The organism is Pseudochrobactrum albidum, from assembly GCF_051851455.1.
Taxonomy (GTDB): Bacteria; Pseudomonadota; Alphaproteobacteria; order Rhizobiales; family Rhizobiaceae; genus Pseudochrobactrum.
Genome location: NZ_JBPVTR010000020.1, coordinates 175490 through 191544, shown reverse-complemented (window position 1 = coordinate 191544; position 16055 = coordinate 175490). Strand labels below are relative to the sequence as shown.

Sequence of the window (16055 nt, the reverse complement as noted above, 5' to 3'; positions counted from 1 at the left end):
TCATAGCGCCAGATAGCCCTCAGCCACCTTCACCGCACTGCCGCCAATGCGTGCACCTGTCAGTTTTCTCGCTGCCACATCCAGCTCCAGCTGAATACGCGACGGCCTGCCCATTTGTATGCCCTGCTCAATCCACAAGCGTGTCAGGCCATCCACAGGGCGGTCAAATTCATGTACGGCGCCTGCAAATGCGGCCACGGCAGAACCCGTTGCCGGATCTTCATAAACATGCTTGCCGGATGTAAACATGCGCGCATGGTAGTTACTCTCATAAAGCCGCGTTTCGCGGGTATAGATGTAAAATGGCAAAGCGCGGCCATCAACAGCCTGTAAATGATCTGCAACAAATACCGGATCAACCACCACCTTAGCCGCAGCAATCATATTTTTTACCGGCACCAGCACAAAAGGCTTGCCACCGCTCCACACAGTGGGAACATGGTTTTCAAAACCAATTTCATGTGTATTCAGGCGCAAAGCCGCCGCAGCCATTTCTTTTTCAACGGTAATCTTCAGTTTTTCCGGCAATTTCGGCAAATCAAATTCTGCAAAAGCAGAGAAACGATCCCCCTCACCGGTCGCATTACAATGAATTGCAACGCGCACCGGCCCGATTTTCTCTTCCAGAATCATAATCTGATCTGTGGAAGGCGGCTGACCATTCGCATTTTTAAACGCAAGGGCAATTGCCGTTCCAACCGTTGGGTGACCGGCAAATTCCAGCTCATAATCAGGGGTAAAAATCCGCATGGCAGCCGTATGCACAGGATTGATCGCGGCTGAGAGAAACACCGTCTCGGAAAGATTAAATTCCCTTGCAATGGCCTGCATGGCCACATCATCCAGCCCTTCAGCATCATGAACAATAGCAAGAGGGTTACCGGTCAGCGGCTTTTCGGTGAAAACATCATAGATTTCATAGAAACGCCCCTGTGCAATCTTCCGGTTCATATTTTTTGCCCCTCAAAATCAATCCATACACTGCCGGCTTGCATAGTCGTCATCCGTCCGTTGATTCAACACTTTTGCATTACCTGCTAAAATGTTCAAATGATTCATCAACTCCGGTATGTCTGGCATAAAACATCCTTGTCGTATTCCTGTCTGTATAAGCAGTCAATATAACTGCCTATATAAACAGGGCTGCATTTACCAATGTCTTTCGGCCTGCCCCATTCTCCGCAAGACTGCTGATCATAGTTGCGGCTTCATAATGGCAGTTTAAAAAATACCCTTCAGACTTTCATCTGAAGGGCATAATTTCATTTATAAAAACAGCAATCTTCAGTCCTTGCTGACTTCCGTTATATAATTGGCATCAGCAACCATATTGAAGTTTTTCACATTTTTTGCAGCAACAGCGGTTTCAATCTGCTGATAGAGCATCACAAACGGGCTGCTGTCCTGAAACTCCTTCTGGATTTTGCGATACATCTGCTCGCGTTTTTCCGTATCGGTTTCCTTTGCGGCTGCCATAGTCTCCTCGGACATTTGCGGAATATCCCATGAGTTCTGCCACGCCGTTGTGCGCATTTCCACCTTTTCCCCATTATTGGGATTATAGGAGAAAGTGGAAGCATTGGTGTGCGGATCCCAATAATCAGGCCCCCAAATGCCCAATGCAAGCTGATGTTTGCGCGCGCGAATTTTTGTTGTGGTCAGCTTGCCATCGCCCTGTATAAGCTCAACCTTGATGCCGGCTTTGGCAAAAGTCTGCTGAATACTCTCAGCAATACCAACATTTGGCTGGGTATTGCGCACATCAAGCGTAATGCTGAAACCATTCTGCAATCCGGCATCCGCCAGCAATTGTCTTGCCTTTTCAACATCCAGAGTAAACGGCTTATCATCAATCGCGCCAAACATACCAACAGGCAGGAAAGACTGATGAATCCGGCCAATACCTTTGATCAGCGTATTTTCAATCGCGGCATAATCCACCAGATATTTCAGTGCCTGCCGCACTTGCGGCCTGGCAAGCTCCGGCACATTCTGATTGGCTGCCAGATAATAAGTGCGCCCTTTTGGCGTGCTTAAAATATTAAAATCGCTTTTACCGGCAAATTCGGCAATATCACCAGGTTCCAGATTACGCGCCACATCAATATCACCGGCCTGCAACAACAAACGCTGCGACATGCTTTCCTTCACGTGGCGGTAAATCGCGCGTTTTACGTCCGGTTTTGTGCCAGCGTAATTTTCATTGCGCTCAAGCAGGATGACTTCACCAGGGCGCCATTCTTTCAAACTATAGGCGCCCGATCCGGCATAATTACGCTTCAGCCAGTCATAGCCAAAATCTGTATCAAAAGGTTTTGCATCGGTCTTTTCAACCTTCTTTGCATGCTCTTCAACCAGCTTGCTATCCACAATCGAAGCCACACTGGAAGACAGCGCATTCAGCACAAAACTCGGTGCAAAGGTTTCTTCCGTAGAAAACACAACCGTATAATCATCCGGCGCGGTAATCAGCTTTTCCGCATTATCCTTGTTCAGGCCGAACTGACTGATGATAAATGCCGGGCTGAGATCAAGCTTGATTGCACGATGCAGCGAATAAATAACATCCTTTGCACTCAATGGATTGCCGGAAGCAAATTTCAGCCCCTCCCTCACCTTGAAGGTAATGGTTTTGCCATCTTCCGAAATTGTCCAGCTTGATGCGACCTGCGGAATAATTCTGGTCGGATCTTTTGGATCGGTTGTAACCAGCCGCTCATAGGTATTGGTCAAAATTTCCGAAGTGGTAATCTCAAAAACTTCTGCCGGATCGAGAGAAATCACATCATCAATAGCCATGGCCACAACCAGCGTGTCGGCGGGTGTTGCGGCATAAGCACCCGCAGCCATAACAAGAGTGGACGCACAGGCCAGAGCAAGCATGTGTTTTTTCATAAATGTCATGAGTTTCCCCTCATTCTCCGTCTGAGCCACATATTATGAGACTCAGATATATAAAATTTCTGCTCTTCCAAGCTACATAATTGCCCGTTAAAACCAACCCCTCATTTGTAAGGAAATACGTAGTTTCAGTAAGTTAGCTGCAAAAAAGAGCCTTTTCTTGAAATAAAAAAAGCCGGAAGCAGGTTCCGGCTTTTGTAATTTTAAATATATAAAAATTATTTTTCATGAGCGCGGATGAGATTGCCAAGACGCCTGATACCCTCATCAATCATCTCATCATTAGCGCAGGAATAAGCAAGGCGCAGCGTATTGGCTCCGCTGCCATCGGCGTGAAATGCCTTACCCGGCACAAAAGCCACCTTTTCCGTCTCAATAGCCGCAGCCAGCAGATCAGCGCCATTCATATAATCCGGCAGCGTTACCCAGATGAACATCCCGCCTTCCGGTTTTGTCCATTGTGCCGATTTTGGCATATATTTTTCCATCGCTTCCAGCATTTTATTGCGGCGATGTGAATAAGTGGCCTTGAGCTTGGCAATCTGGGCATCAAAACCGCTTGAAGCCACGCTATGCACAACAATCTGGTTGATGCTTGAGGAATGCAGATCAGCAGCCTGCTTCATCAGAACCAGCTTGCGAATAACCGCAGAATTGGCCACAACATAGCCAATACGCAGACCTGGTGCCAAAGTTTTGGAAAAGCTGCCGCAATAAATTGTACGCGTATTTTCAATTGAACCTTTGCGCTCAATTTCCAGTGCCAGCACCGGCGGAACGGGCGTGCCGTCAAAACGCAAATATTGATAGGCTGCGTCTTCAATCAGCGCGATATCCATTTCATCGCCAAGATCAATCAGCCTTTCACGTCCTTCACGATCAATGGTTTCGCCGGTAGGATTGCTGAAATCCGCTGAAAAATAAGCGAATTTTACCTTGCCGCCGGCTGATGCCGCAGCCTGCGCATAAGACTGAGGCGTGCGGTTGCCGTTTGGCTGCAAATCATCATAAGCCGGTTCATAAGCATTGAAAGCCTGCAAGGCGCCAAGATAGGTCGGGCGCACAACCAGCGCCGTATCATTGGGAGAGAGAAATAATTTGCCCAGATAATCCAGCGCCTGCTGCGAGCCGGATGTGATAAAAATATTATCCGCAGTGCATGGCACGCCGATTTTTGCCATTTCTCCCCGCAGCCACTCACGCAGCGGCTTATAACCCTCGCTCACTGAATATTGCAAAGCCGCGCCGGATTTGCCGGAAGCAAAAATATCCGCATAAGCCGCCTGAAACTGTTCCGCCGGAAACAATGCCGGATCAGGAATCCCGCCCGCAAATGAAATAATATCCGGGCGTTCAAGCAGTTTTAGCAATTCACGAATTTCAGACGCCCGCATCCGCGTGGAGCGTGTTGCAAATATTTTTTCCCAGTCCAGCATGGGGGTTCCTCATCACATTCAAAAAGATGCTGTGCAATAGAGCATAAAACTTAATCAAAAGCTGTCTGCCTTTGGTTATCACCTTATGCTTATTTCACAACAAGACAAGCAAAATATGTCAGTATTACTGACCTTTTATTCACTTTCTTGCGAGTTGAGCAGAAAATTGGTTATTTTCATACAAAATAGCGCGACACAGAATAATAATCCTGCAAATCAGGAAATAGTGCGCAGCATCATCACTTCGTCATACATCTGCCCGTTCAGCGATATCAAGTTTGGCCTGCGGCCAAATTCTCTATAGCCTTCACGGCGATACAGCTGCCATGCATTTTGATTATCAGCAAGAACACTTAGTTCAAGCTGGCTGATGCCGTTTTCCCGCGCATGCGATTCAACAACCTGCAGCAATTTCTGCGCTATGCCCTGCCTGCGCATGGCACTCTTGACATAAACCATCACCACAACAGCACGATGTGCGGTTCTCGCTCCTGTCTGCGGCCAAAGACCAATCAGCCCCACGGCTTCTTCGCCATCAAACGCGGCGAAGACCGGCGTTTTCAGTTTTTGCCGCCATTCCTCATCTGAAAATTTTACCCAATCCTCATAGGCTGAACTATAGGCTTCAGGGTGTAATTGCAGTGCTTCCAGCCTGATTTTCTTGAAAATAGCAAAATCATCCGGCAGCAACTGCCTTATTATAATATTTGGCATAATTTTCCCTCCCGCTGTCTTCTTGCCATAGATAATCGTGTCCGCACAATTAATTATTTATGCGGACAAGATATTGGCAAAACGGGAGAATTTTTAATTTTATGCCTTATCGACAAGCTTGTTCTTGGCGATCCCCCTCGGCTATGCCGAGAAACCGAAAAAAGCCTTGGATCGCCAGGAATTTTGCCAATTAGTTGCGCGCTTTATCGACAAGCTTGTTCTTGGCGATCCCCCTCGGCTATGCCGAGAAAACGAAAAAACTTGGATCGCCAGGAATTTTACCAATTAGTTACGTGCCTTATCAACAAGCTTGTTCTTGGCGATCCCCCTCGGCTATGCCGAGAAAACGAAAAAAGCCTTGGATCGCCAGGAATTTTGCCAATTAGTTGCGTGCCTTATCGACAAGCTTGTTCTTGGCGATCCCCCTCGGCTATGCCGAGAAAACGAAAAAAGCCTTGGATTGCCAGGAATTTTGCCAATTAGTTACGTGCCTTATCGACAAGCTTGTTCTTGGCGATCCAAGGCATCATGCCGCGCAGTTTTTCACCCACTTCTTCGATCTGGTGATCGTCATTCATGCGGCGGATACCTTTAAAGCGCGATGCGCCGGCTTTATATTCCTGCATCCAGTCGGAGGTGAATTTACCGGTCTGGATATCGCGGAGAATGCGCTTCATTTCCGCTTTGGTTTCAGCGGTAATCACGCGCGGGCCGGAAACATATTCGCCCCATTCAGCGGTATTGGAGATCGAATAGTTCATATTGGCGATACCGCCTTCATAGATCAGATCCACAATCAGCTTCATTTCGTGCAGGCATTCAAAATAGGCCATTTCCGGTGCGTAACCGGCTTCAACCAGCACTTCAAAACCGGTACGAATAAGCTCAACCACACCACCGCAAAGCACAGCCTGTTCACCAAACAGGTCGGTTTCGCATTCTTCCTTGAAAGTGGTTTCAATAATACCGGAACGGCCGCCGCCAACGCCGGAAGCATAAGACAGCGCCAAATCATGGGCATTGCCGGAAGCATCCTGATGGATTGCAATCAGGCAAGGCACGCCGCCGCCTTTCTGATATTCGCCGCGCACGGTGTGGCCCGGGCCCTTTGGCGCAATCATCACAACATCAACGGTCTTTTTAGGCTCGATCAGGCCGAAATGCACATTCAGGCCATGGGCAAAAGCAATGGCTGCACCATCACGCAGATTGGCGTGGATATGGTCTTTATAAATATCGGCCTGCAATTCGTCAGGGGTTGCCATCATCATCAGGTCAGCCCATTTGGCCGCATCGGCAACGCTCATTACTTCAAAACCGTCTGCCTCGGCTTTAGCAATGGTTGCTGAACCTTCACGCAGTGCAATACGGATATTTTTAGCACCCGAATCTTTCAAATTCAGGGCATGGGCACGCCCCTGTGAACCATAACCAACAATAACAACATTCTTGTCCTTGATCAGATTTACATCCGCATCACTGTCATAATATACGCGCATAGGATATTCCCTTCCTTCTATGCTTTATGCCTGCACCGGTTTTCCTCAAAACCGGTTTATTACCCCGGCTGTCTCAGCGGCCGGATTTATTTCCGTAAAGTATAAAAAACTGCCGTGTTGCCGTTCTGGCATCACGGATAATCTCCGCATCACTCACTTCATGCTTATCGCCAAGCAACAGGCGAATCTGCATATCGCGCACCACCAGCCCGAAAAATGAGGAGAAAGCCTCATCAATATCATCAAAACGCAAAAGCCCCGCCTCACGTCCGGTTTCCAGCACCGGCTTGAGGCGCCGCGCCATGGCACTCGGCCCGTTATTGAGCACAATAACACCAAGTGCTGATTTGCCGGAGCCCGCATGGCTCACCGCCAAACGGTTCAGCGCCACTGAGGTGGCACCGGAGAGCACCAACAGCCAGTCCCGTGCAAAATGCTCAAGGCTGGTAAAAAGCGATTCCTCATCCAGCCCTTCCCGCGTTACCGGCACAACACGCACCTTGGATGCCTGCCATTGCACGGTAGCTGTCAGCAAACCGTCACGATCGCCAAACCATTTATAGAGTGTTTCCTTGGAGCAGCTCGCGCGGCGGGCAACTCCGGCCATTGTCAGACTGTCACCGCCCTCCACCAGAAGTTCCAGCGCGGCATTCAACACATCCTTCTGGCGATCTGTCAGCTCTGCACCGATTACAACATTGTCAGGCTGCAACTGCACACTCCCCGTTTTCTGTCCCGATTCTTACGCCCGCATCACAGATAGCTGTTATGCGTACCGTACGTTACGGTTCGGACTATGCCGTTCCTGAAGAGACAATGCAAGAGGGATTTTTAATCCGGCACTATATTTTATTATACTAATCGCGCTAGAGATTAACCTGTGTGCCGATCTCCACCACACGGCCGGTCGGAATTTGGAAATATTCCGTTGCATCTGATGCGCTCCGGGCCAGCGAGATGAATAATTTGGCCTGCCAATGCGGCATTGGTGAGCGCGGAGAAATGCGCAATACCCGCCGCGAGAGAAAAAATGATGTGGTCATAATATCATATTTCCAGCCAAGCCGGCGGCAAATGCCAAGCGCACGCGGAATATTGGGCGATTGCATATAGCCGAAAGTCAGCGTCACCTGCATGAAACGGTCACTATATTGCGAAACACGTGCACGGTCATCCGCACTCACCCACGGGCGCGGCGCTGTTACCACAGTGAGGATCACATTATTCTCATGCAGTACCTTATAATGTTTAAGACTATGCATCAGCGCAGTCGGCACGCTTGCCGGATCACCGGTGAGAAACACCGCCGTCCCCGGCACAATCACCGGTTCCTTACGCGCCATCTGGCTGACAATAATATCCAGCGGCACTTCCGTCTTGCGGGTTTTCTGGAACAAATGGCGGCTGCCGCGCACCCATGTCCACATCACCAGCAGCACCAGGGCCGCAACCGCGATGGATGCCCAGCCCCCCTGATGCACTTTCACCAGATTGGCGCTGAAGAACATCAGGTCAACAATGGCAAAACCGGCCACCGGCACCATCACCACAGGCAGGCTCCATTTCCACAAGCGATGCATCACAAAAAACAGCAATGTCGTTGTCACCAGCATATTACCGGTTACGGCAATACCATAAGCAGCAGCCAGATTGCTTGATTTCTGGAATGTAACCACCAGCAAAATCACTGTAATGCCAAGCAACATATTAATGCGCGGCATATAAATCTGCCCGTGCAATGTCTCGGATGTGTGCAGCACTTCCAGCCTTGGCAGAATATTGAGCTGCACAGCCTGCCGCGCCAGTGAATAGGTGCCCGTTAACACGGCCTGACTGGCGATAACGGTAGCTGTGGTTGCAAGAATCACCATTGGCAGCAGCGCCCATTGCGGCATCATCTGAAAAAACGGATTATGCACCGCTGCGCTCCCCGCCATATTATGCGAGAGAATAAACGCCCCCTGCCCGAAATAATTAAGGATCAGGCTTGGGAACACAATCCACAACCATGCGCGCACAATCGGCGTGCGGCCAAAATGGCCAAGATCGGCATAAAGCGCCTCGGCACCGGTAACAGCCAGAAAAATAGCCCCGATTGTTGCAAAGGATGTCGCCGGATTGGCATTTAAAAATGCGATTGCATAATAAGGGTTAAGGCCGGCCAAGATCCCCGGATCATCAAAAATATGGATAAAACCGGTCAGGCCGAGCGCCAGAAACCAGACCAGCATAACAGGGCCGAAAACACTGGCCATGCGTCCTGTGCCATGGCGCTGCACCACAAACAGCGCAACAAGAATGGCAATTGTGATCGGCACTACATAGGGTGTCATATGCGGGGCAACAATTTCCAACCCCTCAACCGCCGACAACACGGAAATCGCAGGCGTAATCACCGCATCGCCAAAAAACAGCGACGCGCCGATAATTCCGATACCGAGAATAATATCCGGACGGCTGGCAAAGCTGGAGCGCACCAGCGCCATCAGGGATAAAATACCCCCTTCGCCATTATTATCAGCGCGTAACACAAACAGCACATATTTAACGGTTACAATCAGCGCCAGCGCCCAGACAATCAGCGAGATCACACCAAGAATTTCCCCGCGCAGCAAGGATCCGTCAGTTACAGACGCATGCAGTGCCTCACGAAAGGCATAGATCGGGCTGGTGCCGATATCGCCATAAACAACACCAAGCGCGCCAAGCATCAGCAATTTTAGGCTTCCAGCCTGCTGCTGCTGATCATTCAGCTCCTCTTCCGTATTGAAAGGGGCTTCCTGCACCACACTGTCCTCACGCTGCGCCTGGTTCATAAAAAACCTTTTTAATGACAAATATTGTGCCGGTCAGCCGGCCTTTCTTCTGATGCCAATGCCCTGCATCAATCAGCAAAAAAGGCCGGAGGGCGAATATAGAGGGGCGTATATAAATGCTCAATTTATTATAAAAACAAGAGCACAAGATTGCATAGCTAACCCGCCAAGCCATACGAATTTCAAATAGCTCAACGGGTAAAATATATAAAAATTAAAGACTTACAGAACAAAAATAAATCATTGCACAAAGATACATATTAACCAAGCGCCTTGATAAACCGCTGAACAGACTGCCGCATTCCATATTCCAGCGCATCTGCCGTAAGCCCGTGACCAATGGAAACTTCACACAAATTTGGCATCACCTTAACCAAAGCCGGCAGATTGGCAACTGTAAGATCATGCCCCGCATTGATACCAAGCCCGAGCTCTGCCGCTTTGGCAGCAGCTTTTTCCAAACGCGCCAATTCAAAGGCCTGTGCTTTCTGGTCGGCATAGGCGCCGCCATAAGGCCCGGTAAAAAACTCCACGCGGTCTGCACCGGTCTCTTTGGCAATGTCCAGCCCCTGTGCTTCAGGATCTGCAAACAGCGAGACCCGCATACCATGCCCTTTGAGGCGCTTGACCACCTCTGTCAGCATTGCGCGATGCCTGCCAAAATCCCAGCCATGATCAGAAGTATTTTGCGCCGGATCATCGGGCACCAGTGTCACCTGCTCGGGTTCATGGCGCTCCACCAGCGCCAAAAATGCTTCTGACGGATAGCCTTCAATATTAAATTCAGCCTGCGGAAACTCATCATCAATCAAGGCGCGAATATCCGCCAGATCAGAAAACCGGATATGGCGCTGATCAGGGCGCGGATGCACTGTCAGGCCGGCGGCACCGGCATCAAGGGCAATGCGCCCCATTCCTGTCACGCTTGGCCAGGGCAGATCACGGCGGTTGCGCAACATAGCCACAGCATTGAGATTGACCGACAAGGTTGCAACCATAATCCCAAACTCCCTTAACCTGTTTTCCGTTGTTTTAACGAACAATAGTCAGTTTTTCCGCCGCACGGGTAATTGCCGTATAAAGCCAGCGTTCACGCGTATCGCGAAAAGCATAGCTCTCGTCAAACAATACCACATTATCCCATTGTGAGCCCTGTGCTTTATGGGTGGTCAGCGCATAGCCATAATCAAAATCGTCAAAGCGTTTTCTCGTAGCCCAGGGAATTTCCGCGTCCGGATCCTGAAACTGGGCTTTGAGCAATTTGATCTTGGCAACTCCGCGGCCGGGCTCTTCATCTTCCGGCGCAATCAGCAAATTAATGCCGGGCTTCACCGTTTCTCTGGATGAGGTCATCACCTTCCACAGCGAGCCATTGAGCAGGCCTTTAGCCGGATCATTACGCAAACATACCAGCTTGTCACCGGATTGCGGATAATCCGCGGTAAACCCTTTAAGCTCGCGCAGGCGCTGATTATAGCGCCGGCGTGTGCGATTGGTGCCAACCAATACCTGATCAGCATCCAGCACCAGCTCCTGTGTCACTTCGGCCTTGCTGATCACCCGCGCCGCACCAAAATCACCATAAGGGATCTCCCGTCCCTCGCGCACATCCAGCGCCAGCCGGATAATCGGATTATCACGCGCCTGACGATGAATTTCCGTCAAAAGATAATCCGGCTCATGCTCAGTAAAAAAACCGCCGCCGCTGATCGGCGGCAATTGCCCCGGATCCCCCAACACCAGAATAGGTGTGCCAAAGGTCATCAGATCACGGCCAAGCTGCTCATCCACCATGGAACATTCATCCACAATGATCAGTGCGGCTCTTGCAACCGGACTCTGACGGTTGAGAGAAAAAGTCGGCGAAATCGAGGTCTTGCCGGTTGCCTCATCCTCAATCGCCTCTTCCCCCTTCGGGCGGTAGATCAGCGAGTGCAATGTGCGGGCATTGCTGGCACCCTTGGAGCGCAGCACCTGTGCCGCCTTGCCGGTAAAGGCGGCAAACTGCACCTCGCCATCCACATGTTCGGCAAAATAGCGGGCAAGCGTTGTCTTGCCCGTTCCCGCATAACCAAAAAGGCGAAAAATCGGCGAATGCCCTTGTTTCAGCCATTGCGCTACAGATTGCAGCGCCTTTTCCTGTTCCGGTGAAAATTCCATCATAATGTCCATTGACCGGATTCGCCGCCAAAGAGCAAGTCTGTCACTTCAGCATCGGCCACAGGCTGGCAATCAGTAAGGCGGCCATTATCAGATTAAACCATTTCAGCCGCACCGGATCTTCCAGCCATTGGCGCAAAAGGCTGCCAAAAGCCGCCCAGGTGGAAACACTTGGCAGATTGATAATTGCAAAAACCCCGCCAATCAGCAACACAGAGAACGCATAAGCATCATGCACCGTATAGCTGGCCATAGCCGTAACCGCCATGACCCAGGCTTTCGGGTTAACCCATTGAAAAAGCACAGCCTGCATAAAACTCATCGGGCGTGCACTTTCATCATCCGCTGTGCCGACAGAAGTGGATGTGGCAATTTTATAGGCCAGATAGAGCATATAGGCGCCTCCGGCAAATTTTAGCGCCAGATACAGCAGCGGCGCCCTCTCCAAAACGGCACCCAGCCCGTAGCCCACCCCCAGAAGCAGCGATAAAAACCCCATACCAATCCCCAGCATATGCGGGATTGTGCGCCGGAAGCCAAAATTCACGCCGGAGGCAAGCAGCATAAGATTATTCGGCCCCGGGGTAATTGAGGTTACAAAGGCAAATACCACCAGTGCCATAAACACATCATAGGACAGCAACATTTTTTCAAACCGCTTTTTATTGGGCAATCAAAAACACCGCTGTCTTTTAATAAAGAACAGCGGTGCCTTGAGCATTGGTTGAGCCTTACATTGGCGTAACCGGTTTTAACCAGAATCACAGCAATGCGATAAATGCAAAAACCGGAGCGATTTGCGGTTAAATTGCCAGTAAACCGCGCCGGCTCAACACTATTTCAAATTCAGGATTCACATCCCCTCCGCGCCGCGGATCATAGCAGCAACACCGGTGCGGCAAACCTCAATTAAGCCAAGAGGCTTCATGATCGCGATAAATTGATCAATCTTGGCACCTTTGCCGGTAATCTCGAAAATGAAATGCTCAACCGTTGCATCCACCACCTTTGCTTTAAAAGCATCCGCAAGGCGCAGCATTTCCGCGCGATCCTCGCCCTTTCCGGCCATTTTTACCAGCGCCAGCTCCCGCTCCACAGGCCGTTCATGGCCAAGCTGCTGGGCATGATAGGTCAGATCAACCACGCGGTGCACCGGCACAATACGCTCCAGAGAGTGGCGGATCTGATCAAGCACATTAGGCGTACCGCGCGTCACAATGGTAATCCGCGACAAGTGCTTTTCATGTTCGGTTTCAGAGACGGTCAGGCTCTCGATATTATAGCCACGGCCGGAAAACAGGCCGATCACGCGGGCAAGAACCCCCGGCTCATTATCCACCAAGACAGAGAGAGTGTGGGTTTCAGGGAGCTGAGTTTCTTCGGTCAGAAAATAGGCTGAACCGGAAGCTGCATTTTGTGCGTTCATCATAAATATCCTTGTTCCGGTATTAGACAAGATGGCGGTCTTTGGCATCAATAGCATTGGCAACAGCTTCATCCGTTGCTTCATCCGGCAACAACATTTCATTATGTGCCTTGCCGGAAGGAATCATCGGGAAGCAATTGGTAAGATTGGCCACATGGCAATCAAAAATAACCGGCCCGTCTGTCTCAATCATTTTTATAATCGCCTCATCCAGCTCATCCGGTTTTGAGCAACGAATGCCGGTACCGCCATAGGCTTCTGCCAGTTTAACAAAATCCGGCATTGCTTCCGTATAGGAATGCGACAAACGGTTGCCATGCAGCAATTGCTGCCACTGGCGCACCATGCCCATATATTGATTATTGAGGATAAAAATCTTGATCGGTGCATTATGCTGAATGGCCGCAGACATTTCCTGAATACACATCTGCACCGAGGCATCACCGGCAATATCAATCACCAGCGCCTCAGGATGCGCAATCTGCACGCCCAGAGCCGCCGGCAGGCCATAGCCCATTGTACCAAGGCCGCCGGAAGTCATCCAGTGATTGGGTTTTTCAAATTTCATAAACTGGGCTGCCCACATCTGATGCTGCCCCACTTCCGTGGTAATATAAGTTTCACGGTCTTTGGTCAGTTCCTGCAGACGCTCCAGCGCATATTGCGGCATAATCACATCGCGGCTGTGCTTATAGGCCAGCGAATTGCGGGCGCGCCATTTTTCAATCTGGTTCCACCATGCGGCAAGATCAGCCTGTTCAGGACGTTTGGAAGAAGCGCGATACTGGCGCACCAGATCTTCCAGAACATGGGCAACATCACCAATAATCGGCACATCAACACGCACTGTCTTGTTGATGGATGAAGGATCAATATCAATATGAATCTTCTTGGAATGCGGTGAAAAACCATCCAGACGTCCGGTGATACGGTCATCAAAACGCGCACCGATACACAACATCACATCACATTCATGCATGGTCATATTGGCTTCATATGTGCCATGCATGCCAAGCATGCCCAGCCAGTTTTTGCCCGATGCCGGATAAGCGCCAAGCCCCATCAATGTGGAAGTGATCGGAAAGCCGGTAATCTCCACCAGTTCACGCAATAATTTTGATGCCTCAACACCGGAATTGATAACACCGCCGCCAGAATAAATAACCGGCTTTTTGGCACCGGCCAACAATTCAACCGCCGCACGGATAGCATTCTGATCGCCGTTCAGTACCGGATTATAGCTGGTGCGCGGACTGGTTGCCGGTGGTGTATAAATGCCGGTGGCAAACTGGATATTTTTCGGAATATCAATAACAACTGGCCCCGGACGGCCTGTACGCGCCACATGAAATGCCTCATGCAGGATGCGCGCCAGATCCTTCACATCTTTCACCAGCCAGTTATGCTTGGTGCAAGGGCGGGTAATGCCAACCGTGTCTGCCTCCTGAAAGGCATCAGTGCCAATAAGGCTGGTTGGCACCTGACCGGTGATGCATACCAGCGGGATGGAATCCATCAGCGCATCCTGCAAAGGGGTTACCGCATTGGTGGCGCCCGGTCCGGAAGTAACCAGCATAACGCCTACTTTGCCTGTGGAGCGGGCATAACCTTCAGCCGCATGCCCTGCGCCCTGCTCATGGCGCACCAGAATATGCTCCACTTTGTCCTGTTGAAACAACTCGTCATAAATCGGCAGCACGGCACCGCCCGGATAGCCAAAAATATGCTCCACGCCCTGATCAATCAGCGCCTGCACAACCATTTCCGCACCGGTCATTTCCCATTTTCCGGTTTCACCCTGCGCTCCGGTGTCCTTGCTGCCGGCTGTTCCGCTTCTGTCTGTACTCATTGTTTCCCGATTTCCCGTCTGCTGTACTGATGAAAACCCCTGACATCCATATCTATGATGCTCATCTGCGGTCATCACTGTAAGGTTCGCATTGTTTAGCTCTATTCCGTGTGAAGATAATAAAAAAGGCCCCCTGAAGGAGCCTGTGTTTCGCGCATGGGTGGCTAATGCCGGATGGTTACACCATCCTGCCCATACGCTTACCCACCACGAGAATAATTTTCTTAAGCATGGGGTGAGATTAAACAGCGGTTTTTTTCCCGTCAATGGCAAAAAACGCAATCTTGTTATTTTCTTTGCCTGCCTGCATAAAACGCATAATATTATGCATAAGAAGCATTTTCGACCTGTTGCGGCATTTCCAGGCGCTGCCAGTCATCGCCAAACTGGTTACGAAACCACGTCATCTGCCGCTTGGCATATTGGCATGTGGCAATCACCGCACGCTCTATTGCCTCTTCGCGGGTCATCCCGCCTTTCAGCCAACTTTCAATCTCGCGCACGCCAATAGCCTTCATCACCGGCAAGGCCGCATCCGGCTGCAAGGCCAGCAACGCCTTCACCTCATCAATTGCAGTGCCCTGCATCATCAGTTCAAAACGCTGCGCAATGCGTTTACGCAGCCATGGTCTGTCCGGCACCAAAATCAGCTTTTGCGCATTTTGCGGATTAATCAGCGCCTTGCCCTTGTCTGCCTGCCATTCCAGCAAGGAGCGGCCGGTGCTCTCCACCACTTCCAATGCCCGCACAATGCGCTGGCTGTCACCGGGCTTCAGGCGTTGCGCCATTGCAGGATCACGCTGCCGCAACTCTTCATGCAGATATTGCGCGCCCTTTATGCTCAAACATCGGCGCCAATAATCACGCACATCATCTTTAACCTGCGGCATGGCCGACAACCCGCCAAGCAGCGCCTTGAAGTAAAGCCCGGTACCGCCGGTAAAAACCGCAACACGCCCCTGCAAGGCGGGTTGTGCCAGCAATTTTTCCACCTCTGCCAGCCAATGCCCTGCAGAATAATGTTGCAAGGGAGAGATATGACCATAAAGATAATGCGGCACAACAGACAGATCCTGTGCCGTTGGGCGGGCGGTTAATTGCTCCAGCACATCATAGACCTGCATGGAATCACTGTTTATGATATAGCCGCCGCATTGTTGTGCGAGGCGCAATGCCAAAGCCGATTTGCCGCTGGCAGTCGGCCCTGCAATCAGAATTGCCTTTTGCTCAACACTCTGCTCTACCACTCAACAT

13 protein-coding genes are annotated in these 16055 nt (G+C 50.5%); all 13 read right to left on the bottom strand.

What is annotated here, in order from left to right; all coding sequences use genetic code 11:
- The 13 genes from ACSTTO_RS05460 to miaA all read right to left on the bottom strand — a co-directional run bounded on the left by ACSTTO_RS05460 (position 1) and on the right by miaA (position 16048).
- Positions 1-951 (bottom strand): PhzF family phenazine biosynthesis protein, encoded by a 951-nt coding sequence (locus ACSTTO_RS05460; protein ID WP_439272117.1) that lies wholly within the window; start codon positions 949-951, stop codon positions 1-3.
- A gap of 333 nt (positions 952-1284) precedes the next feature.
- Positions 1285-2904 carry an ABC transporter substrate-binding protein gene (locus tag ACSTTO_RS05455; RefSeq protein ID WP_439272116.1) on the bottom strand — a complete coding sequence of 540 codons (1620 nt, stop codon included), beginning with the start codon at positions 2902-2904 and terminating at the stop codon, positions 1285-1287.
- 215 nt (positions 2905-3119) lie between these two features.
- Positions 3120-4337, bottom strand: a complete 1218-nt coding sequence (locus ACSTTO_RS05450; protein ID WP_439272115.1) for an aminotransferase-like domain-containing protein — start codon at positions 4335-4337, stop codon at positions 3120-3122.
- A gap of 216 nt (positions 4338-4553) precedes the next feature.
- On the bottom strand, positions 4554-5051 hold the full coding sequence (locus ACSTTO_RS05445; protein WP_439272114.1) for a GNAT family N-acetyltransferase: 498 nt from the start codon (positions 5049-5051) through the stop codon (positions 4554-4556).
- A 479-nt stretch (positions 5052-5530) separates the two neighbouring features.
- Entirely contained in the window at positions 5531-6550 is a 1020-nt protein-coding gene (gene ilvC, locus ACSTTO_RS05440; RefSeq protein ID WP_439272113.1) for a ketol-acid reductoisomerase, read from the bottom strand.
- A 73-nt stretch (positions 6551-6623) separates the two neighbouring features.
- Positions 6624-7262 (bottom strand): TetR/AcrR family transcriptional regulator, encoded by a 639-nt coding sequence (locus ACSTTO_RS05435; protein ID WP_439272112.1) that lies wholly within the window; start codon positions 7260-7262, stop codon positions 6624-6626.
- Positions 7263-7416: 154 nt separating this feature from the next.
- Entirely contained in the window at positions 7417-9366 is a 1950-nt protein-coding gene (locus tag ACSTTO_RS05430; protein ID WP_439272111.1) for a potassium transporter Kup, read from the bottom strand.
- 260 nt (positions 9367-9626) lie between these two features.
- Positions 9627-10364, bottom strand: a complete 738-nt coding sequence (locus ACSTTO_RS05425; RefSeq protein WP_439272110.1) for a pyridoxine 5'-phosphate synthase — start codon at positions 10362-10364, stop codon at positions 9627-9629.
- 34 nt (positions 10365-10398) lie between these two features.
- Positions 10399-11526 (bottom strand): ATP-dependent DNA helicase, encoded by a 1128-nt coding sequence (locus ACSTTO_RS05420; RefSeq protein WP_439272196.1) that lies wholly within the window; start codon positions 11524-11526, stop codon positions 10399-10401.
- Between the two features lie 43 nt (positions 11527-11569).
- Positions 11570-12166, bottom strand: a complete 597-nt coding sequence (locus ACSTTO_RS05415; RefSeq protein ID WP_439272195.1) for a LysE family translocator — start codon at positions 12164-12166, stop codon at positions 11570-11572.
- A 213-nt stretch (positions 12167-12379) separates the two neighbouring features.
- A complete protein-coding gene (gene ilvN, locus ACSTTO_RS05410; RefSeq protein ID WP_439272194.1) occupies positions 12380-12952 on the bottom strand; it encodes an acetolactate synthase small subunit in 573 nt (190 codons plus the stop codon).
- Between the two features lie 22 nt (positions 12953-12974).
- Positions 12975-14729 carry an acetolactate synthase 3 large subunit gene (locus ACSTTO_RS05405; protein ID WP_439272193.1) on the bottom strand — a complete coding sequence of 585 codons (1755 nt, stop codon included), beginning with the start codon at positions 14727-14729 and terminating at the stop codon, positions 12975-12977.
- Between the two features lie 395 nt (positions 14730-15124).
- A complete protein-coding gene (gene miaA / locus ACSTTO_RS05400; RefSeq protein WP_439272109.1) occupies positions 15125-16048 on the bottom strand; it encodes a tRNA (adenosine(37)-N6)-dimethylallyltransferase MiaA in 924 nt (307 codons plus the stop codon).
- Positions 16049-16055: the final 7 nt, after the last annotated feature.